This is a genomic window from Streptomyces sp. NPDC000151, assembly GCF_040301705.1.
Classification (GTDB): domain Bacteria; phylum Actinomycetota; class Actinomycetes; order Streptomycetales; family Streptomycetaceae; genus Streptomyces.
This window is the reverse complement of the sequence record NZ_JBEPFC010000020.1, coordinates 25969-45936: the sequence shown is the minus strand read 5'-3', so window position 1 is coordinate 45936 and position 19968 is coordinate 25969. Positions and strand designations below refer to the sequence as shown.

General features: G+C 70.6%; 18 protein-coding genes. 15 read left to right on the top strand and 3 right to left on the bottom strand.

Going from position 1 to position 19968, the window contains the following annotated elements; genetic code table 11:
* Nucleotides 1–80 precede the first annotated feature (80 nt).
* The 4 genes from dop to prcA all read left to right on the top strand — a co-directional run bounded on the left by dop (nt 81) and on the right by prcA (nt 3972).
* Nucleotides 81–1592, top strand: a complete 1512-nt coding sequence (gene dop, locus ABT381_RS09355; protein WP_351590177.1) for a depupylase/deamidase Dop — start codon at nt 81–83, stop codon at nt 1590–1592.
* Between the two features lie 215 nt (nt 1593–1807).
* Entirely contained in the window at nt 1808–2026 is a 219-nt protein-coding gene (locus ABT381_RS09350; RefSeq protein WP_030616454.1) for a ubiquitin-like protein Pup, read from the top strand.
* A 193-nt stretch (nt 2027–2219) separates the two neighbouring features.
* Nucleotides 2220–3065, top strand: coding sequence for a proteasome subunit beta (prcB, locus tag ABT381_RS09345; protein ID WP_351590173.1), 846 nt, complete (start codon nt 2220–2222; stop codon nt 3063–3065).
* 88 nt (nt 3066–3153) lie between these two features.
* Nucleotides 3154–3972: a proteasome subunit alpha gene (gene prcA / locus ABT381_RS09340; protein ID WP_351590170.1), complete on the top strand. Its 819-nt coding sequence runs from the start codon at nt 3154–3156 to the stop codon at nt 3970–3972.
* Between the two features lie 103 nt (nt 3973–4075).
* Here the strand turns inward: prcA and ABT381_RS09335 are convergent, their stop codons facing one another.
* Complete coding sequence (locus ABT381_RS09335; protein WP_351590167.1) at nt 4076–5113, bottom strand: LacI family DNA-binding transcriptional regulator; 1038 nt, start codon at nt 5111–5113, stop codon at nt 4076–4078.
* 169 nt (nt 5114–5282) lie between these two features.
* Here ABT381_RS09335 and ABT381_RS09330 point away from each other — a divergent pair, with 169 nt between their 5' ends.
* The 10 genes from ABT381_RS09330 (at nt 5283) to tatC (ending at nt 13936) form a co-directional block, all read left to right on the top strand.
* Entirely contained in the window at nt 5283–6542 is a 1260-nt protein-coding gene (locus tag ABT381_RS09330) for an MFS transporter (RefSeq protein WP_351590164.1), read from the top strand.
* A 9-nt stretch (nt 6543–6551) separates the two neighbouring features.
* On the top strand, nt 6552–7913 hold the full coding sequence (gene pafA / locus ABT381_RS09325; RefSeq protein ID WP_351590161.1) for a Pup--protein ligase: 1362 nt from the start codon (nt 6552–6554) through the stop codon (nt 7911–7913).
* A gap of 152 nt (nt 7914–8065) precedes the next feature.
* Nucleotides 8066–9046, top strand: a complete 981-nt coding sequence (locus ABT381_RS09320; protein ID WP_351590158.1) for an FKBP-type peptidyl-prolyl cis-trans isomerase — start codon at nt 8066–8068, stop codon at nt 9044–9046.
* A 99-nt stretch (nt 9047–9145) separates the two neighbouring features.
* On the top strand, nt 9146–9520 hold the full coding sequence (locus tag ABT381_RS09315; protein WP_351590155.1) for an FKBP-type peptidyl-prolyl cis-trans isomerase: 375 nt from the start codon (nt 9146–9148) through the stop codon (nt 9518–9520).
* A gap of 227 nt (nt 9521–9747) precedes the next feature.
* On the top strand, nt 9748–10746 hold the full coding sequence (locus tag ABT381_RS09310) for a helix-turn-helix transcriptional regulator (protein WP_351590152.1): 999 nt from the start codon (nt 9748–9750) through the stop codon (nt 10744–10746).
* A 17-nt stretch (nt 10747–10763) separates the two neighbouring features.
* On the top strand, nt 10764–11714 hold the full coding sequence (locus ABT381_RS09305) for a helix-turn-helix transcriptional regulator (protein WP_351590148.1): 951 nt from the start codon (nt 10764–10766) through the stop codon (nt 11712–11714).
* Between the two features lie 60 nt (nt 11715–11774).
* Entirely contained in the window at nt 11775–12017 is a 243-nt protein-coding gene (locus tag ABT381_RS09300; protein ID WP_223731428.1) for a hypothetical protein, read from the top strand.
* Nucleotides 12018–12190: 173 nt separating this feature from the next.
* Nucleotides 12191–12409, top strand: a complete 219-nt coding sequence (locus ABT381_RS09295) for a hypothetical protein (RefSeq protein WP_351590145.1) — start codon at nt 12191–12193, stop codon at nt 12407–12409.
* A 196-nt stretch (nt 12410–12605) separates the two neighbouring features.
* On the top strand, nt 12606–12899 hold the full coding sequence (gene tatA, locus ABT381_RS09290) for a Sec-independent protein translocase subunit TatA (RefSeq protein WP_351590142.1): 294 nt from the start codon (nt 12606–12608) through the stop codon (nt 12897–12899).
* 65 nt (nt 12900–12964) lie between these two features.
* The gene (gene tatC / locus ABT381_RS09285) at nt 12965–13936 is read left to right on the top strand and encodes a twin-arginine translocase subunit TatC (protein WP_351590139.1); all 972 of its coding nucleotides are present in this window, start codon (nt 12965–12967) and stop codon (nt 13934–13936) included.
* Between the two features lie 112 nt (nt 13937–14048).
* On the opposite strand, the gene ABT381_RS09280 is transcribed toward tatC, so the two are convergent.
* Complete coding sequence (locus ABT381_RS09280; RefSeq protein ID WP_351590136.1) at nt 14049–14375, bottom strand: hypothetical protein; 327 nt, start codon at nt 14373–14375, stop codon at nt 14049–14051.
* 294 nt (nt 14376–14669) lie between these two features.
* Here ABT381_RS09280 and ABT381_RS09275 point away from each other — a divergent pair, with 294 nt between their 5' ends.
* The gene (locus tag ABT381_RS09275) at nt 14670–17495 is read left to right on the top strand and encodes a DEAD/DEAH box helicase (protein WP_351590134.1); all 2826 of its coding nucleotides are present in this window, start codon (nt 14670–14672) and stop codon (nt 17493–17495) included.
* 168 nt (nt 17496–17663) lie between these two features.
* On the opposite strand, the gene ABT381_RS09270 is transcribed toward ABT381_RS09275, so the two are convergent.
* A complete protein-coding gene (locus ABT381_RS09270; protein ID WP_351590132.1) occupies nt 17664–19964 on the bottom strand; it encodes an ATP-binding protein in 2301 nt (766 codons plus the stop codon).
* Nucleotides 19965–19968: the final 4 nt, after the last annotated feature.

Here is a 19968-nt window from a genome sequence, read left to right as displayed (position 1 = left end):
GGGACCGCATACGGACCGGAAGCGCAGCGGTACTTGAGCGCCGACCCCAGCAGGGGGCGCCGCCGGGCAAGGAGGGCCGCATGACCGTACGGCGAGTAATGGGCATCGAGACGGAGTACGGCATCTCCGTCCCCGGCCACCCGAACGCCAATGCCATGCTCACCTCGTCCCAAGTCGTCAACGCCTACGCGGCGGCGATGCACCGGGCGCGCCGCGCCCGCTGGGACTTCGAGGAGGAGAACCCGCTGCGGGACGCCCGCGGCTTCGACCTCGCACGTGAGAACGCGGACTCCAGCCAGCTCACGGACGAGGACATCGGTCTGGCCAACGTCATCCTCACCAACGGCGCGCGGCTCTACGTCGACCACGCGCACCCCGAGTACAGCGCTCCCGAGGTCACCAACCCGCGCGACGCCGTCCTGTGGGACAAGGCCGGCGAGCGCATCATGGCCGAGGCCGCCGAGAAGGCCGCCCAGGTCCCCGGCGCCCAGCCGATCCACCTCTACAAGAACAACACCGACAACAAGGGCGCCTCCTACGGCACGCACGAGAACTACCTGATGAAGCGGGAGACCCCCTTCTCGGACATCGTGCGCCACCTGACCCCGTTCTTCGTCTCCCGGCAGGTCGTCACGGGTGCCGGGCGGGTCGGCATCGGCCAGGACGGCCACGAGCACGGCTTCCAGCTCAGCCAGCGCGCGGACTACTTCGAGGTGGAGGTGGGCCTGGAGACGACGCTCAAGCGGCCCATCATCAACACCCGCGACGAGCCGCACGCGGACGCCGAGAAGTACCGCCGGCTGCACGTGATCATCGGCGACGCGAACCTCTCCGAGATCTCCACGTATCTGAAGCTGGGCTCGACGGCGCTGGTCCTCTCCATGATCGAGGACGGCTTCATCAACGTCGACCTCGCCGTCGACCAGCCCGTACGCACCCTGCACCAGGTCTCCCACGACCCGAGCCTCCAGCACCTGATCACGCTCCGCAGCGGCCGGACACTCACCGCTGTGCAGCTCCAGATGGAGTACTACGAGCTGGCGCGCAAGTACGTGGAGGAGCGCTTCGGGGCCGACGCGGACGAGCAGACCAAGGACGTCCTCACCCGGTGGGAGGACGTGCTGGGCCGGCTGGAGAACGACCCGATGAGCCTGTCGGGCACGCTGGACTGGGTCGCCAAGCGGGAGCTCATGGAGGGCTACCGGCGCCGCGACAACCTGGAATGGGACGCGGCCCGGCTGCACCTGGTCGACCTCCAGTACGCCGACGTACGGCCCGACAAGGGCCTGTACAACCGACTGGCGGAGCGCGGCAAGATGAAGCGCCTGCTGACCGAGGCGGACGTCGAGAGGGCGGAGATCAAGCCCCCGGAGGACACCCGGGCCTACTTCCGGGGCCGCTGCCTCGAGCAGTACGCGGACGATGTCGCGGCGGCTTCCTGGGACTCCGTGATCTTCGATCTGCCGGGCCGCGACTCGCTCCAGCGGGTCCCCACACTGGAGCCGCTGCGCGGCACCCGCAATCACGTCAAGGAGCTCCTGGACCGCTGTCGCACCGCCGAGGACCTGGTCCGGGTCCTCTCCGGCGGCTGAGGCGGCAAGCGCGCGTACGGGCCGCTCACGGCCCATTCGCGGTCCGATCGTGACCGATCCGGGGCCCGCCGGGCGGCTGAAAAGTCCGCCCGGCGGGAATCATCAAGGTGAGTCCCGGACGTTGAGGGAAAGTACAGGGCCGATGTCGGACCCAGCTTGTAGGGTCTGATCTTGACAGTCACATCGAGCGGGGCGAACCGAGCGGGGTGAGGGATATGGCGACCAAGGACACCGGCGGCGGGCAGCAGAAGGCTTCGCGTACCACCGAAGAGGTCGAGGAGCAGACCCAGGACGCGGAAGCGTCCGAGGACCTCAAGGAACGCCAGGAAAAGCTGTCGGACGACGTGGACTCCGTGCTGGACGAGATCGACGACGTGCTCGAGGAGAACGCCGAGGACTTCGTTCGCTCATTTGTTCAGAAGGGCGGAGAGTAACGCGCATTCCGCCAGGGCGCGTCCCGACGAAAGGTCGGGGGCGCCCGGCGATGCGCTTCGCCGCATGTGGATCATGTAAACGGTATGCACAAGGTCCGGGGCGCAACGTGCTTCAGCTGCGGCGCAGCGCTGGGCCAAGTCAAGGATCGGCCGGCCGCCTCGGGCGGGCGGCCGAGTATCCGGAAGGAAACGTGTGGAAGCCAATACTCGAAGCACCGGGCGTCTACCAGCTGCCTTCCTGACGCCTGGGTCCTCCTCCTTCATGGACTTTCTCAGCGAGCACTCGCCGGAGCTGCTGCCGGGGAACCGGCCGCTGCCGCCCGTGCAGGGGGCGATCGAGGCGCCGCACGGGACGACCATCGTGGCGGCGTCGTTCCCCGGGGGTGTGGTGCTCGCCGGTGACCGCCGGGCGACGATGGGCAACGTCATCGCGCAGCGCGACATCGAGAAGGTCTTTCCGGCGGACGAGTACAGCGCGGTCGGGATCGCCGGTACGGCCGGGCTCGCCGTGGAGATGGTGAAGCTCTTCCAGCTCGAGCTGGAGCACTTCGAAAAGGTCGAGGGCGCGCAGCTGTCCCTGGAGGGCAAGGCGAACCGCCTCTCGACGATGATCCGCAGCAATCTCGGCATGGCCATGCAGGGCCTGGCCGTGGTGCCGCTGTTCGCGGGGTTCGACGTCGACCGGGAGAAGGGCCGTATTTTCTCCTACGACGTGACCGGCGGGCGGTCGGAGGAGCACGGGTACGCCGCGACCGGTTCCGGTTCGGTGTTCGCGCGCAGCGCGCTGAAGAAGCTCTTCCGGAACGACTTCTCGGAGAGCGAAGCGGCGACCGCGGTCGTGCAGGCGCTGTACGACGCGGCGGACGACGACTCGGCGACCGGCGGCCCGGACATGGGCCGGCGGATCTACCCGATCGTCACGGTGATCACCGATGAGGGTTTCAAGAGGCTCCCCGATGACGAGGTCTCCCGGATCGCCCGTGCGGTGCACGAGCGGCGCCTGGAGCAGCCGGACGGTCCGCGGGCGGCGCTGCTCTGACGGGGCGGCAGCGGACTTGCGGATGACGGATGATCCGGAGGTGCTTTCGCCAGTGAGAGAGCCATTGACAGAAAGGGACGGATAGCCGGTGTCGACGCCGTTCTATGTCTCACCCCAGCAGGCCATGGCGGACCGCGCCGAGTACGCCCGCAAGGGCATCGCGCGCGGGCGCAGTGTCGTCGCTCTGCAGTATGCCGACGGCGTCGTTTTCGTCGCCGAGAATCCTTCCCGTGCACTGCACAAGGTCAGTGAGATTTATGACCGGATCGCCTTTGCGGCGGTCGGTAAATACAACGAGTTCGAGAACCTCCGGATCGGTGGGGTGCGCTACGCCGATCTGCGGGGGTACACCTACGACCGTGAGGACGTGACCGCGCGCGGGCTGGCGAATACGTATGCCCAGACGCTCGGTGCGATCTTCTCCAGCGCGGCCGAGAAGCCGTACGAGGTGGAGTTGCTGGTCGCGGAGGTGGGGAGCACCTCCGAGGACGATCAGATCTATCGCCTGCCGCATGACGGTTCGATCGTGGACGAGCACGGTTCGGTCGCGGTCGGCGGCAATGCCGATCAGATCAGTACTTACCTCGATCAGCATCACCGGGACGGCATGTCGCTGGGCGAGGCGCTGAACCTCGCCGTGGAGTCGCTGTCGCGGGACAACAACGGCGGGGAGCGCACGCTGACCCCCGAGCAGCTGGAGGTCGCGGTCCTGGACCGCAAGCGGCCGCAGCAGCGCAAGTTCAAGCGGGTGCTGGGCAGTCAGCTGTCCCGGCTGCTGGCTTCGGAGGGGTCGTCGGAGTCGGCCACCGAGGCGGGTTCCGCCGAGGACCAGGAGTCGGAGTCCGGTACGCCGGCCGAGGACACCGGATCCGAGCGCTCGGAGGGCTCGGAAGGCTCGGCGGAGTAAGTACCGCACGGAGCGCGCACGGGAGTGCGCGTGCTCCGCTCGTTCGTCGCGCCGCCCCGGTGGGTTCACAGCCCGCCGGGGCGCGCGGCGTTTCAGGGGTGCTTCAGGAGTGTCGTCCCTGGGGCGGGGCGGCCGTCGAGCCGCGGGTGATCAGCTCGACCGGGAGCGTGGTGGGCGCGGCGGGCGGCCGGCCGGCCAGTACGTCGATCAGGGCGCGCATACCGGCCGCGCCGAACTCCTCGGCGGGCAGCCGTACGGTGGTCAGCTCCGGTTCGACGGCGGTGGCCAGGGCGAGGTCGTCGAAGCCGGTGACGGAGACGTCTTCGGGGACGCGCAGGCCGAGCCGGCGGGCGGCCTTGCAGGCGCCGGCGGCGAGGATGTCGTCGTCGCAGACCAGGGCGGTGGGGCGGGGCCCCGGGGCGGTCAGTGCCGCGTGCGCGGCGCGCAGCCCGGCGTCGACGTCGAGCGGCGCGGCCTGTACCTCCAGGGTCGCGCCGGGCACGGCGGCCACGGCTTCGGCGAGGGCGTCCCCGCGGCGGCGGAAGGTCCAGGAGTCGACGGCGGCGGCGAGGTGGGTCAGCCGGCGGTGGCCGAGGCCGAGCAGGTGGCGGGCGGTCTGCCGGGCGCCGTCGGCGATGTCGAGGTTGACGGTGGCGGCGGCCGGTGTGTCGTCGGGGTCGTTGTCGAGCATGACCAGGGGCAGGCCCTCGCCGTAGAGGGCGGTGAGCGCGTCGGTGGCCATGGAGGAGGCGATGACGCCGTCCAGGGTGGCACGGGCGGAGTCGAAGGGGTCGCGGGCCGGACCGATGCCCTCGGGGGAGGGGTACAGAACGAGGCCGAAGCCGCTGTCGGCGGCGATGCGGGCGGCGCCCGTATAGACCCGGGCGAAGAATTCGGTGGTGAGGACGGGGACGACGAGGAGGACCGTGCGGGTGCGGCCGAGGCGGAGGCTGCGGGCCGCGAGGTTGGGGCGGTAGCCGAGCTCGCGGGCGGCGGCGCGTACGGCGTCGGCCTTGGCCAGGGAGACGCGGCCGCGCCATTTGTCGCCGAGTACGAGAGAGACGGCCGCCTGCGAGACACCGGCGGCGCGCGCCACGTCCTTGCTGGTGACGCGTCCGGACGTGGTCGCCTGCTCCGTCACTGGTGTGGCTGCCCTTTCGTGTCGGCGGCTGCGCGCCGTGCCCTGCCTCGTGCGCGCGCCACCTCAATTGCGGTGGACCCGCGGTCAGCGGCCATGGTACGTATGGCGGGCGACGTTATACGTAACACTGGACGTACCCGGCCCGGACGGCCGGCGGAGAGGGGTGGGTATGGCCGCGGGTTACGCGGAGTTGCTCAGGACGCGCCACGCGGCGCGGCTGCTGACCGGCACCTTGATCGGACGGCTGCCGAACGCGACGGCGGCGCTGGCGGTGGTCCTCTTCACCCGCGCCGAGGGTGGCAGCTACGCCCTGGCCGGGGTGCTCTCGGCCGTGTACGGCCTCTGTACGGCCGTAGGACAGCCGCTGCTGGGCCGCGCGGTGGACCTGTGGGGCCAGCCGCGCGTCATGCTGCCCGCGGCCGTCCTGTCGGCGCTGGGCATGGTTCTGCTGGCCGTTGTCGGCATCGACCCGCTGTGGCCGGCGTACGCGGCCATGGTGGTGGCCGGGCTCTTCACGCCGCCCCTGGAGGGCGGGCTGCGCGCGCTGTGGCCGGGGGTGCTGAAGCGCCCGGAGCGGGTGCACGCGGCGTACGCACTGGACGCGGTGGCGCAGGAAGTGATGTTCGCGGTGGGCCCGTTGCTGGTGACGCTGAGCGTGGCGGCGTGGTCCGAGCGGGTGGCGCTGCTGGTCATCAACGCGCTGGGGGTGCTGGGCGCGCTGTCGGTGGTGGTCTCGCCGCCGTCCCGGCAGTGGCGCAGCGCGCCGCGTGAGGCGCACTGGCTGGGGGCGCTGCGCTCGCGCGGCATGCTCGTCCTCATCGGGTCGTTCTTCTTCGTGGGGCTCGCGCTCGGTTCGATCGCGGTGGCGGCGGTGGCGTACGCCGATACGCACGGCGGGCAGATGGTTTCCAGCTATCTCCTGTCGGCGCTGGGCGTGGGGGCGTTGATCGGCGGCGTGGTGTACGGGGCGCGGGAGTGGCCGGGGGAGCCGGAGCACCGGCTGCGGATACTGATCGGGCTGCTGGCCCTCGGGTATCTGCCGTTGGCGCTGGTCCCGGGAGTGGCGGGGATGACGGCGCTGACGGGGCTCGCGGGGGTGTTCCTGGCGCCTGCGCTGGCCTGCGCGTTCATCGTGGTGGACCGGCACGCGCCGCGCGGCACGGTGACGGAGGCGTTCTCGTGGCTGGTCACGACGTTCGGAGTGGGGGCCGCCGTGGGTACGTCAGTGGTGGGCCCGGCGGTGGAGCTGGGCGGCGCGGCGGCGGGTTTCGCGGTCGCGGGCGGCGGTGGTGTCGCCGCGCTGGCGGTGATGGTCGCGGCGCGGCGTTTTCTGCTGCCGTCCGGCATGCGTCCGGTGGGTGGCGGCCAGGCGGAAAATGATCGAAACGGTGCTGTCGAACCCGGTTTCAGAGCAGGCCATCAGGCGTAATGTTCAGTCATGGACCGCCGCATTTTCGGGCTGGAGAACGAGTACGGCGTCACGTGTACGTTCAGGGGACAGCGCCGCCTGTCTCCTGACGAAGTGGCGCGGTACCTCTTCCGCCGTGTCGTGTCATGGGGCCGCAGCAGCAATGTCTTCCTGCGGAACGGTGCCCGCCTGTACTTGGACGTGGGATCGCACCCGGAATACGCAACTCCCGAGTGCGACAACGTGACCGAGCTGGTCACCCACGACAAGGCCGGCGAGCGCATTCTCGAAGGCTTGCTCGTCGACGCCGAACGCCGCCTGCACGAGGAGGGAATCGCCGGAGACGTCTATCTCTTCAAGAACAACACCGATTCGGCGGGAAACTCCTACGGGTGTCACGAGAACTACCTCGTGGCGCGGCACGGGGAGTTCTCCAGGCTCGCGGACATCCTCATTCCGTTCCTGGTGACCCGTCAGCTGCTGTGCGGCGCCGGCAAGGTGCTGCAGACCCCGCGCGGCGCGGTGTACTGCGTCAGTCAGCGCGCCGAACACATCTGGGAAGGGGTCTCCTCGGCGACGACCCGCTCCCGGCCGATCATCAACACCCGTGACGAGCCGCACGCCGACGCCGAGCGGTACCGCCGGCTGCACGTCATCGTGGGTGACTCCAACATGTCCGAGACGACCATGCTGCTGAAGGTCGGCGCCACCGACCTCGTACTGCGCATGATCGAGGCGGGCACGGTGATGCGGGACCTGACGCTGGAGAACCCGATCCGGGCGATCCGCGAGGTCAGCCACGACATCACCGGTCAGCGCAAGGTGCGGCTGGCGAGCGGCCGGGAGGCGTCGGCCCTCGAAGTCCAGCAGGAGTACTACGAGAAGGCGGTGGACTTCTGCGACCGCCGCGGCATCCGCACGGGCACCGTCGAGCGGGTCCTGGAGCTGTGGGGCCGCACGCTGGAGGCGATCCGGGACGAGCAGCTGGACCGGATCGCGACGGAGATCGACTGGGTCATGAAGTACCAGCTGATCGACCGTTACCGCGCGAAGAACAACATCACGATGTCACACCCGAGGGTGGCGCAGATAGACCTCGCGTACCACGACATCCACCGCCGCCGGGGTCTGTACTACCTCCTGGAGAAAAAGGGCCAGGCGGCCCGGGTGTGCAACGATCTGAAGATCTTCGAGGGCAAGTCCGTGCCGCCGCAGACGACGCGGGCGAGACTGCGCGGCGATTTCATCCGCCGGGCACAGGAACAGCGCAGGGACTTCACGGTCGACTGGGTGCATCTCAAGCTCAATGACCAGGCGCAGCGCACGGTGCTGTGCAAGGACCCGTTCCGGTCGGTGGATGACCGGGTGGAGAAGCTCATCGCGGGAATGTGACCCGATTCGTGGCACGGCGGTGTGTCAACGGCCTTTGCGCCGGGGCACACCGCCGTGTTGTCTCCTGCCGTGTTGTCTCTGGAATTGCGGTGGGGGTCAGGTCGTAGAGTGGCGGGCATTGCCCACCCACCCCTCTAGCCCGAGTTGGACTGATGAAGCTCACGAAGAACACCCGCCGTGCCGCGGCCGCGGCGATCGCCGTGCCCCTCCTGTTGTTCACCGCCGCGTGCGGGTCCGACGACGAGGGCTCCGGCGCGAGCGTCGCGTCGGTGGAAGGCAAGGCCGGCGAGCAGCCCAAGATCAAGGTCGACAAGAAGGCCAAGGCGCCGGACAAGGCGGTCGTGAAGACCCTCTCCGAGGGCAAGGGCGCGACCGTGCAGAAGGGTGAGTTCGTCCGGCTCGACTTCGTGGGCCAGATGACGAAGGGTCAGTCGCTGGGCAGCAGCTGGACCAAGCAGCCGGGCGCGAAGGCGGACGCGCCGCGTTCGCAGTCCGTCGGCGTGGCCGGGCAGGCGACCCGGGAGCTGCCGACGAAGGTGATGGAGGCGGTGACCGGCAAGAAGGTCGGCACCCGCTTCGAGATCGAGGGCACCGCGAAGGCGATCATCGGTGACCAGCTGAACCCGCAGGCGGGCGTGAAGCCCACCGACGGCCTGGTCTGGGTCGTCGACGTGGTCGCCGCCAAGAAGGCCGACAAGAACGGCGAGGCGAAGGGCGAGCAGGCGGCGCCGGAGGCCGGTATGCCGGAGGTGAAGGCGCCGAGCCGGAAGCCCGCGAAGATCACCGTCCCCAAGGGCGAGAAGGCCCCCAAGGAGACCAAGAGCCAGGTGCTCATCAAGGGCGACGGCCCGAAGGTGAAGGCCGGGCAGGGCCTGATCGCGCAGTACACGGGCGTGAAGTGGGAGGACGGCAAGATGTTCGACTCCTCCTGGAAGCACGGCGGCGCGACCGCCTTCCAGATCGGCACCAACGCGGTCGTCAAGGGCTGGGACAAGGCCCTGGTCGGCAAGCACGTCGGCGACCGTGTCGAGATCGTCGTGCCGCCCAAGGACGGGTACGGTACGAGCCCGCAGGGCGGCGAGCTGGCCAACCAGACGTTGGTCTTCTCGGTGGACATCCTCGACACGTTCTGAGGGCGCCGGGGCGGTACGCCGCCCGCCGCGATGATCACGGCCCGGCCATCTGCGAGACTGTCCCGCGTTGTAGAACGATTCGTTCGTAGGAGCACACACGTGAGCATCGACAAGCCCGAGATCGACTTCCCCGAGGGCCCCGCGCCCGCCGATCTGGAGATCGTGGACCTGTGGGAGGGTGACGGGCCGGTCGCCAAGGCGGGGGACACCGTCTCCGTCCACTACGTCGGCGTGTCCTTCAGCACCGGCGAGGAGTTCGACGCGAGCTGGAACCGCGGCAAGCCGCTGCAGTTCCAGCTGGGCGCCGGCCAGGTCATCGCCGGCTGGGACCAGGGCGTGCAGGGCATGAAGGTCGGCGGCCGCCGCCGGCTGACCATCCCCGCGCACCTCGCGTACGGCGACCGCGGCGCCGGTGGCGGCCGCATCGCGCCGGGCGAGACGCTGATCTTCGTCTGCGACCTGGTCTCGGTCTGAGAACCGGCCGGAGACGGAGCGTCCGCGACCGGATACCGGTCCGGCGCTGATCTTCGCCCACGCGGACACCGTGTCCGGACGCCGGTTGCGTCCTTGTGCGGCACCGGCACGGCGCGTGGCGCGAGCCTTAAGGGCCCATGCCCCCCTCGGGGGTATGGGCCCTCGGCTTTTGAAGCGGCTCCCGGTAGCGGTACGGTCATCGGTCGGGAGCTAGAGAAAGGGCGTCGATGGCCATTGCCAAGGCCGAGCGGCTGATGAACCTGGCGCTGTGCCTGCTGGGGACCCGGCGCCCGCTCACCAAGCGGGAGTTGCGCGGATCCATCGAGGCGTACGTCGAGGCGTTCGGCCCGGGGGACGGTCCGGCGGGCGCGGGCGACGACGCGTTCAACCGCATGTTCGAGCGAGACAAGGACGACCTGCGCGAGCTCGGCATGGTCATCGAGACCGTCGAGGGCCTGGAGGGGGATACCGGCTACCTGGCCCGCCGGGACTCCAACCGGCTCCCGCCGATCACCCTGGACGCCGAGGAGGCCGCGGCCCTCGGCCTGGCCGCGAAGATCTGGCAGCAGGCCCGGCTCGCGGGCGCGGCCAGCGGCGCACTCCAGAAGCTGCGCGCCGCCGGCATGCCGCTGGCGGCGGAGGACGAGGGCCCGTACGACCCCGCCCAGCCGCACAGCGCCCTGGAGCCGCGCATCCCCGCCCACGAGGCGGCCTTCGAGCCGCTGATGCTGGCCTGCCGGGACCGCCGCCCGATCGTCTTCGACTACCGCAAGGCCAACGCGGCCCGGCCCGAGCAGCGCCAGGTGGAGCCGTGGATCCTCGAATGCTGGCGCGGCCACTGGTATCTCGCCGGCTGGGACCGCGACCGGCAGGCCGAGCGGGTCTTCCGGCTCTCCCGCATCACCGGCAAGGTCCGCTCGCGCGCGGGGAAGTTCACCGCCGAGGTGCCCGACCACGTGACCGTACGGGAGACGGTGGAGAGCTGGGCGGGCGAGACCGCCACCGGCACCGCGCGCATCAAGCTGCGCGCCGACCACGGCTACCCGCTGCGCGCCCGCGCGCTGTCCGTGCGTGAGGCGGGCGGGGGCTGGGACGAGCTGGAGATCCCGTACGGGCACGGCCTGGACGCCTGGCTCGTGGAGCTGGGCCCGGACGTGGTCGTACTGGAACCGGCCGAGCTGCGGGCCGACGTCGTGGACCGGCTGCGTGCCGTGGCCAAGGGCTGAGGGGGAGCGACCAGACCATGGCGAGCAATGCCATCGACCAGACCCGCCGGATGCTGTCCCTGGTGACGTACCTGCGCGAGCGCCCCGGCGCCCGCGTCAGCGACGTGGCCAGGGCCTTCGGCATCACCGAGGACGAGCTGATCGCGGACCTCGACGTGCTGCCCATGTGCGGTACGAGCTTCCGCGGCGGCGACCTGCTGGACATCGACACCGACGGCGACCGCATCTGGTGGCACAACCCCGACGACGTCGCCGAGCCGCTGCGGCTGGCCGCCGACGAGGCGACCGCGCTGCTGGTGGCGGCGCGCGCGGTGTCCACCCTGCCCGGCCTGCGCGAAGGCGACCGGCAGGCGCTGCTGCGCGCCACCGCCAAGCTGGAGGCGGCCGCCGGCGAGGCGGCCGGGGCCAGCGCCCGGCTGTCGGTCACCTTCGAGTCCGAGGGCGGCGTCTTCGCCGACGTGGACCGGGCCATCGCCGAGCGCCGTCGCCTGTGGCTGAAGTACTACTCGCCCGCCCGCGACGAGCTCACCGAGCGCGAGGTGGACCCCATCCGCCTCTTCGCCGTCGGCCACACCTATGTCGAGGCGTGGTGCCGGCTCTCCGAGGCGCGCCGTACTTTCCGGCTGGACCGGGTGGCCGAAATCAAGCTGCTGGACGCGCCCTCCGACCCGCCGCCCGTCGAGCTGCGGGACCTGTCCGAGGGGCTGGTGCAGCCGGCCGCCGAGGACCCGGAGGTCGTGATCGAGGTGGGGCCCGGCGGCCGCTGGGTCGCGGAGTACTACCCGCACGACACCGCCGAGGAGCTGCCCGAGGGGGGCCTGCGCATCACCCTCCGTACCCCGGAGCCCGCCTCGCTGCGGCGCCTCGCGCTGCGGCTGGGCCGGGACGGGCGGATCGTCGCCCCGCAGGAACTGGCGGACAGCGCGCGGGACGCGGCGGCGCGTGCGCTCGCCGCGTACGGCGGCTGAGGCGCGCGGCCCGGAGCAGGCAGGGACAGTCGAGGAAACCGCAGGGGAGCTGTGAGTGCGATGACGACCGTGACCACGCCGGCCGCGCCCGTGATCTTCAAGGCGGCCTGCCCGGACTGCCGGGGCCACTTCGAGCTGGCTTCGGACGCGCTGCGGCTGGCGATCGGCGGCAGCCGCCGTACCACCTTCTACTCCTTCACCTGCCCCGACTGCGGCTCCGCCGTCCGCAAGCCGGCCGGCGAACGGATCGTGGAACTGCTGACCGGCGGCGGGGTACGGACGCTGCGGCTGCATACGGGGTGAGCGTCGGCCGCGTACGAGGCGAGCGACAGTCGCATACGGGCTTCGCCTGCGCACGGGCGGGGCGGGGGCGGGGGCGGTGCCGCGAGCGGTTCCCGCGCGGCTCCCCTGGGTAATCCCCCGGTGGGGGTGCGGGGGCGTTCGATTTGCCCCGTAGGCGCCGGTAGGCTCGCCCCATGCTCTGGCCCATGATCGCCATCGCCCTCGGCTTCCTCGGCCTCGCCGTGCTCGGCGTCCTGGCCGTCCGCGTCTTCGTGGAGGTGCGCAGGCTGGCCCGCCAGGTGGACGAGGCCTCCCGCCGGATCCAGCACGCCGCGCAGGACCTGGAGCGGGCCGCGGGGCCGCTGGCCGGGGACGCCGGGGCGATGGCGGGACCCGGCGGGCAGAGGGTCTGAAATCGGCCGCGCGGGGGCGGTACGCTGCTGGATGCGGGACGACGAGCGAGGCACGGCCCGCAATCGGGAGTATGCACAGGGATTGCCGCCGGTTAACCCCCGCGCGTTACGATCGCTGGCAGCACGGCGAAACGGACGCTTGTCCGACCAGTCGGGCAGCCCCACCCCAGCCGCCTCGGTGAGAAGGTAACCACTTATGTTCACTGGAAAGATCGGCGCTCCCGAGATCATCCTCATCCTCGTCGTCGTCATCCTCCTGTTCGGTGCCAAGAAGCTCCCCGAGATGGCCCGCTCCCTCGGCAAGTCGGCGCGCATCCTCAAGAGCGAGGCCAAGGCGATGAAGTCGGAGGGCTCGCAGTCGCAGTCCGCGCCGGCCGACCCGCCGAACGACGCGCAGGGCGAGACCCCGAAGACGATCCAGGCGTCGCCCGGTGACGTGAACAGCTCCCGCCCGGTCGCCGAGCCGACCGACAGCACGACCAAGCGCTGACCCAGGGCCGACGACTGGGGCGGCGGCCCGGTACCGCTGCCCGCCGCACGAGATGAGGACGTGGGTTGCTCAAGTCTGCCCCGAAGAAGGATAAAAAGGACAGGGACCCCGAGGGTCGGATGCCCCTCGCGGAGCACCTCCGCGAGCTGCGCAACCGGCTCGCGAAGTCCGTGCTGGCCATTGTGGTGGCGAGCGTCGTCTCGGCCTTCTTCTACGAAGACATCATCAACCTGATCACGAAGCCGGTGCTGCAGACGGTGGGCTGCGGCCTGTCGTTCTCCGAGCTGGCGCAGAAGGGCGGCGGGGAGACCTGCGCCCGCATCGTGATGATGGACTTGCTCGGACCCTTCACCCTCGCGCTGAAGGTGTCCCTGATGGCGGGCATGATCATGTCTTCGCCGGTCTGGCTTTACCAGCTCTGGGCATTCCTCGCGCCCGGCCTGCACCGCAACGAGAAGAAGTACGCGCTCAGCTTCGTGGGCGCCGGCTTCCCACTGTTCCTCATGGGTGGGTACTTCGCGTACCAGATGCTGCCTACGACGGCGAAGGTGCTCATCGACTTCACCCCGATGGGCATCGACAACCTCCTGACGCTGGACAAGCTGCTCGACCTGGTGACCCGGATGATCGTGGTCTTCGGTCTCTCCTTCGAGCTGCCGCTGCTGCTGATCCTGCTCAACTTCGGCGGTGTGCTCTCCGGGAAGCGGATGCTCGGCTGGTGGCGCGGCATGATCATGGGCATCACCGTCTTCGCGGCGATCGCCACTCCCAGCGTCGACCCCTTCTCCATGATCGGGCTCGCTGCGCCCATCGTGCTCCTGTACTTCGGCGCCGTGGCCATCTCCCTCCTGAATGACAGCCGCAAGGCCCGAGCCATCGCCGAAGGCCCCGCCGACGACGAAGCCTCCGAGCTGGACCTCACCCCCGAGGACATCGGCAGCATCGATTCCGTCGACGCCCCGCGCGCCCTCCCGGAGCAGTCCGGCCCCGGCCGCGCCCTGGAGTCCCGCCGGGACGACATGGACGACATCACGTAAGAGCCGTCACGTTGCACACGCCGACGAGGGCGGGCCACCTGCGGGTGGCCCGCCCTCGTTTTCGTTCCGCGGGATCCAGTGCGTTACCGGGCCCGGGCGGCAGTCGCCGGTCTCAGCAGCTCTTGGAGTTTCCGAAGCTCATGGGCTTGTTGTAGAAGACCTTGGAGCCGTTGCCCTTGGCTCCTACGGATATGCAGGTCTCGCCGACGGACCCGATGCCGGTCTTCACCCAGAACGCCTGCTTGCTGTTACAGGTGTTGCTGTAATAGACGGTCCACGTGACGGTGCCATCGCCCCAGGAGTAGTTGAAGCAGCCGGTGCTGCCTCTGTGTACGGCCTGGGTGCTCATGTCGGCGGCCATCGCGGGAGCGGCGTTCGCCAGTCCGAGAGTGGCCGCCAGGCCGATCGCCACACCAGTGGCGCGTGTCCCGAAGCGCATAGTCGTACCCTTTCTGTCATTTTTCGCTTATGGAAGGTCAAACCACGCCGCAAGATGATCTTGCGCAGCGCGAGGGATAGTACAGCGTTTGGGTGATCTTGGTGGGAGAGTGACGATTTTCGGCCGGATACTCCGCGTTGGTGACTCGGTCACGGAGCGTTCGGAACGCCGGCTCGGGGAGGGACAGTCACCCTCGTTCAGGTGGGCAGGCCGCTGGGAGGGGGAGGGCGTTCCGGGAGGGGTCGGTTAAAGATCGCGTGACTGTCAGAGGTGGCCGGTAGGCTCGTAGACACGATGACCGAGGACATGTCCCCTGCTGAGCGCTATGCCGCCGCGCGATCGCGCGCGGCCGAGCAGGCCACCGCACTCTTCCCCTTCAAGGAGATGTACGACTTCGCGCTGGACGCGTTCCAGATCGAGGCGTGCGAGGCCCTGGAGGCCGGTAAGGGTGTGCTGGTCGCCGCTCCGACCGGATCCGGTAAGACGATTGTCGGCGAGTTCGCCGTCCACCTGGCCCTGAGACAGGGCCGCAAGTGTTTCTACACGACCCCCATCAAGGCCCTCTCGAACCAGAAGTACCAGGACCTGGTCAAGCGGTACGGCGCGGAGAAGGTCGGCCTGCTGACCGGAGACAACAGCGTCAACGGCGACGCACCGGTGATCGTGATGACCACCGAAGTGCTGCGCAACATGCTCTACGCCGGCTCCCAGACCCTCAATGGCCTGGGCTATGTGGTCATGGACGAGGTGCACTACCTCTCCGACCGCTTCCGCGGCGCGGTGTGGGAAGAGGTGATCATTCACCTCCCCGACTCCGTGACGCTGGTCTCGCTCTCCGCCACGGTCTCCAACGCCGAGGAGTTCGGCGACTGGCTGGACACCGTGCGCGGCGACACCGAGGTGATCGTCTCCGAGCACCGCCCCGTGCCGCTGTGGCAGCACGTGCTGGCGGGGCGCCGGATGTACGACCTCTTCGAGGAGCGGGACGGCGCCGAGCCCGGCCAGGGCAAGCGCGAGGTCAACCCCGACCTGGTGCGGCTGGCCCGGATGGAGAACAGCCGCCCCACCTTCGGCCGCGACAAGCGCCGCGGCCGCAACAACCTGCGCGAGGCGGACCGCGAGCGCGAGCGGCGGCAGCGCAGCCGGATCTGGACGCCCAGCCGCGCCGAGGTGATCGACCGGCTGGACAATGAAGGCCTGCTCCCGGCGATCACGTTCATCTTCAGCCGGGCCGGCTGCGAGGCGGCGGTCCAGCAGTGCCTGTACGCGGGCCTGCGGCTGAACGACCAGGCGGCGCGGGAGAAGGTCCGCAAGATCGTTGAGGCCCGCACGGCCGGCATCCCCGACGAGGACCTGCACGTCCTCGGCTACTTCGAGTGGCTGGAGGGCCTGGAGCGCGGCATCGCGGCGCACCACGCCGGCATGCTGCCCACCTTCAAGGAGGTGGTCGAGGAGCTGTTCGTGAAGGGCCTGGTCAAGGCGGTCTTCGCCACCGAGACCCTGGCCCTCGGCATCAACATGCCGGCGCGCTCGGTCGTCCTGGAGAAGCTCGTCAAGTGGAACGGCGAGCAGCACGCGGACATCACCCCCGGCGAGTACACCCAGCTCACCGGCCGGGCCGGGCGGCGCGGCATCGACGTCGAGGGCCACGCGGTGGTCCTGTGGCAGCGCGGCATGGACCCGGCCGCGGTCGCGGGCCTGGCGGGCACGCGTACGTACCCGCTGCGCTCCTCCTTCAAGCCGTCGTACAACATGGCGGTCAACCTCGTCTCCCAGTTCGGCCGGCACCGCTCGCGCGAGCTGCTGGAGATGTCCTTCGCGCAGTTCCAGGCCGACAAGTCGGTCGTCGGCATCTCGCGGCAGGTGCAGAAGAACGAAGAGGGGCTGGAGGGCTATCGCGAGGCGATGACCTGCCACCTCGGGGACTTCGAGGAGTACTCGCGGCTGCGCCGGGAGCTGAAGGACCGCGAGACGGAGCTGGCCAAGCAGGGCGCGGCGCAGCGCCGGTCGGCCGCCGCGGCGGCGCTGGAGAAGCTGAAGCCGGGCGACGTGATCCACGTACCGACGGGGAAGTTCGCGGGGCTGGCGCTGGTGCTCGATCCGGGGATGCCCTCGGGGCGGACGAACGGCCATCGTGGATTCCACGCCGAGGACGGGCCGCGGCCGCTGGTGCTCACCGCGGAGCGGCAGGTCAAGCGGCTGGCGTCGATCGACTTCCCGGTGCCGGTGCAGGCGCTGGACCGGATGCGCATCCCGAAGTCCTTCAACGCGCGCAGTCCCCAGTCGCGCCGCGACCTGGCGTCCGCGCTGCGTACGAAGGCCGGGCACATCCGGCCGGAGCGGCACCGCAAGCAGCGGTCCCCGGCCGCGGACGACAGGGAGATCGCGCGGCTGCGCACCGAGCTCCGGGCGCATCCGTGCCACGGCTGCGACGAGCGCGAGGACCACGCGCGGTGGGCGGAGCGGTACCACCGGCTGCGGCGGGACACGCGTCAGCTGGAGCGCCGCATCGAGGGTCGTACGAACACCATCGCGCGCACCTTCGACCGGATCTGCTCGCTGCTGACCGAGCTGGACTATCTGCAGGGCGACACGGTCACGGACGAGGGCCGACGGCTGGCGCGGCTGTACGGCGAGCTGGACCTGCTGGCGAGCGAGTGCCTGCGCGAGGGCGTCTGGGAGGGGCTGTCGCCCCAGGAGCTCGCGGCGTGCGCGTCGGCCCTGGTGTACGAGGCACGGCAGGCGGACGACGCGGTCGCGCCGAAGCTGCCCTCGGGCAAGGCGCGGGCGGCGCTGGGCGAGATGGTCCGGATCTGGGGGCGGCTGGACGCCCTGGAGGAGGACCACCGGATCAGCCAGGCGGAGGGCGTCGGCCAGCGCGAGCCGGACCTCGGGTTCGCGTGGGCGGCACACCAGTGGGCGTCCGGAGTGGGGCTCGACGCGGTGCTCCGCGAGGCGGAGATGCCGGCCGGTGACTTCGTCCGCTGGTGCAAGCAGCTGATCGACGTACTGGGGCAGATCGCTGCCGCGGCCCCGGAGGGTTCGACGGTGACGAAGGCGGCCCGCAAGGCGGTCGACGGGGTGCTGCGGGGAGTGGTGGCTTACTCGTCGGTGGGGTAGGCCCTGACCTCCAGGGGACTTCCTCGTTACTGCGGCTTCCTCGTTACCGCGGTGTCGGGCGTCGGTGGGAGCGGCTTCCTCGTTACCGCGGTGCCGGGCGTCGGCGGGGGCGGCTGCCGGCTCCCCGGTGTCGGGGCGGCAGCCGGGGCCCGATCGAGCGGGAGCGCCTCAGGGCTGCCTCTCCGCCAGCGTGGGCGCGATCTCCGTGCGTGACGAGCAGCCGAGTTTGCCCAGGATGTGCTCGACGTGCGCGTCCGCGGTGCGTTTGGAGATCACCAGCCGCTCGGCGATCTCCCGGTTGGACAGGCCCTGCCCCACCAGCTCGGCGACCTCGTGCTCGCGCCGGGTCAGGCCGTCGCCCGCGCGCCGCGCGTCGGCGGCCGGCGTCATCGTGCAGGGGGTGTCCTCGTCCGCCTCCGCGAAGTCGACCGCTTCCCGCATGGACAGCTCGGCGCCGTACCGGCGCAGGCGCTCGAAGCGGGTTTCGCCCAGCGCCTTGCCGGCCTCGGCCCGCGCGCGGTCGTAGGCGTCGATCAGGACCGGTACGCCGAGCAGGACGGCCGACAGGTCCTCGCCGAGCTGCTCGGCCGCCGCCACGAGACATGCGGTGCGGCCGTACCGGCCCTGGGCGGCGGCGAGCCAGGTCAGGATGGCCAGACAGGCGGCCGCACCGTGCTTGTCGGCCATCCGGTACTTCTGCCGGACCGCCGCCCGCGCGGCGGAAGAGGCCGCCGCGATGTCTCCGGCGCGCCAGTACGCGATGCCCTGCGCGGCGAACACATTGCCGCGGACCCAGCCCTCGCCCGGATGCTCGGCGAGGAGGTCCAGGGCCTCCTCGGCGACGGCGAGTGCCTTGTCGGGCTCCCCGACGATGGCGTGCATGGCGGCGTAGTCCATCAGGGCCTGCGCCAGGCCGGGGTGGTCGCCGAGGCGTGGGAACCGCTCGCGGGCCTCCTCGAAGGCGGCGATGGCGGTGGCCGGGTCTCCGCAGATCAGGCTCTGGGTTCCCACGTAGTGGGCGGCGAGGGCGAGCAGTCGCTCGTCGCCCAGCCGCTCGGCGACGGCCCGGGACTCCCGGGCCGTGGCCCGCGCCGGTCCCCGGTCGCCCTGACGGATGGCGTACCAGCACAGCAGGCGCAACCCGTCCGCCCGCTCCGGCACCGGCTCGGGCACCTGCTCCAGACACTGCGTCAGCCAGCGCCGCCCCTCCCGGAAGTACGATCCGAGGCCCCAGTAGTGCCCGAGCGTGACCGCGAAGGCCAGCGCTTCCCGTTCGTGGCCCGTCCGCAGGCAGGCGTATTCGAGCGCGGCCCGTACATTGGCGCGCTCGCGGTCCACCGTCCAGAACAGCTCGACCTGCTCACTGCTGCACCAGCGGTCCGCGAAGCGCTGCGCCAATGCCCGGTAGTGCGCCAAGTGCCGTTCCCGGCAGGCGGTTTCCTCGTCCGTACCGAGCCCGGCGAGCCAGTCGGCGCCGTACTCGCGGATCGTGTCCAGGAGGCGGTAGCGGACCTCCTCGGCCTCGGAGCCGTCCAGGCGGATGACAACGGACTTGTCGACGAGCCCGATGAGCGTTTCGACCACTTCGTGGGCGGGCAGCGCACCGCCCCCGCACACGCGCCGTACGGCCTCCAGATCGAACGAGCCCGCGAGGACCGACAGCCGTGCCCACAGCAGCCGTTCGGCGTCCGTGCACAGCTCGTGGCTCCAGCCGATGGCCGTGCGCAGCGTCTGGTGACGGGCCAGGGCGGTGCGCCGGCCACCGGTCAGCACCCGGAAGCGCTCCTCGAGCAGGGCGACCAGGTGCTTGAGTCCCACGGCCCGCAGCCGGACGGTGGCCAGTTCGATCGCCAGCGGAATGCCGTCCAGGCGGCGGCAGAGGGCCTCGACGTCGGGGCGGTTCCGGTCCGTGAGGGCGAAGCCCGGGGTGACGGCCGCGGCGCGCTGCGCGAACAGTTCGACGGCCGTACCGAGGGGCAGCGGTGGCACCGGGAAGACGTGCTCGCCCGGTACGTCGAGAGGCTGGCGGCTGGTGGCGAGCACGGTCACCCCGGGCGCCGCGCCGAGCACGATGTCGGCGAGCATCGCGCAGGCGTCGACCAGATGCTCACAGGTGTCCATGATCAGCAGCAGCTGCCGGTCCTGCAGATGGTCGACGAGGGCGTCCAGTGGCTCGGCGGCGGACTGCGGTGGGACGCCGAGCAGCGTACACAGGGCATTGGGCAGCAGTTCGGGGTCGCGCAGAGCGGTCAGCTCGGCCACGCGGACGCCGTCGGCGAAGTCCTCCCTGACGGCGGCGGCCGTGCGCAGCGCGATCCGCGTCTTGCCGACCCCGCCCGGCCCCATGAGCGTCACCAGCCGGGCCTCGGCCAGCATCCGGCGCACCTGCGCGAGTTCTTCCGTGCGGCCGACGAAGCCGGTCAGCTCGAGGGGAAGGGTGCCACTGCGCCGACTGAACTCAACTGCCATGTAA

Coding starts and splice junctions, on each gene's coding strand:
- ABT381_RS09305 (WP_351590148.1), top strand. CDS start 10,764: ATGGCGAGCAATGCCATCGACCAGACCCGCCGGATGCTGTCCCTGGTG.
- ABT381_RS09295 (WP_351590145.1), top strand. CDS start 12,191: ATGCTCTGGCCCATGATCGCCATCGCCCTCGGCTTCCTCGGCCTCGCC.
- ABT381_RS09300 (WP_223731428.1), top strand. CDS start 11,775: ATGACGACCGTGACCACGCCGGCCGCGCCCGTGATCTTCAAGGCGGCC.
- ABT381_RS09310 (WP_351590152.1), top strand. CDS start 9,748: ATGGCCATTGCCAAGGCCGAGCGGCTGATGAACCTGGCGCTGTGCCTG.
- ABT381_RS09275 (WP_351590134.1), top strand. CDS start 14,670: ATGACCGAGGACATGTCCCCTGCTGAGCGCTATGCCGCCGCGCGATCG.
- pafA (WP_351590161.1), top strand. CDS start 6,552: ATGGACCGCCGCATTTTCGGGCTGGAGAACGAGTACGGCGTCACGTGT.
- tatA (WP_351590142.1), top strand. CDS start 12,606: ATGTTCACTGGAAAGATCGGCGCTCCCGAGATCATCCTCATCCTCGTC.
- ABT381_RS09320 (WP_351590158.1), top strand. CDS start 8,066: ATGAAGCTCACGAAGAACACCCGCCGTGCCGCGGCCGCGGCGATCGCC.
- ABT381_RS09280 (WP_351590136.1), bottom strand. CDS start 14,375: ATGCGCTTCGGGACACGCGCCACTGGTGTGGCGATCGGCCTGGCGGCC.
- ABT381_RS09270 (WP_351590132.1), bottom strand. CDS start 19,964: ATGGCAGTTGAGTTCAGTCGGCGCAGTGGCACCCTTCCCCTCGAGCTG.
- ABT381_RS09330 (WP_351590164.1), top strand. CDS start 5,283: ATGGCCGCGGGTTACGCGGAGTTGCTCAGGACGCGCCACGCGGCGCGG.
- ABT381_RS09350 (WP_030616454.1), top strand. CDS start 1,808: ATGGCGACCAAGGACACCGGCGGCGGGCAGCAGAAGGCTTCGCGTACC.
- dop (WP_351590177.1), top strand. CDS start 81: ATGACCGTACGGCGAGTAATGGGCATCGAGACGGAGTACGGCATCTCC.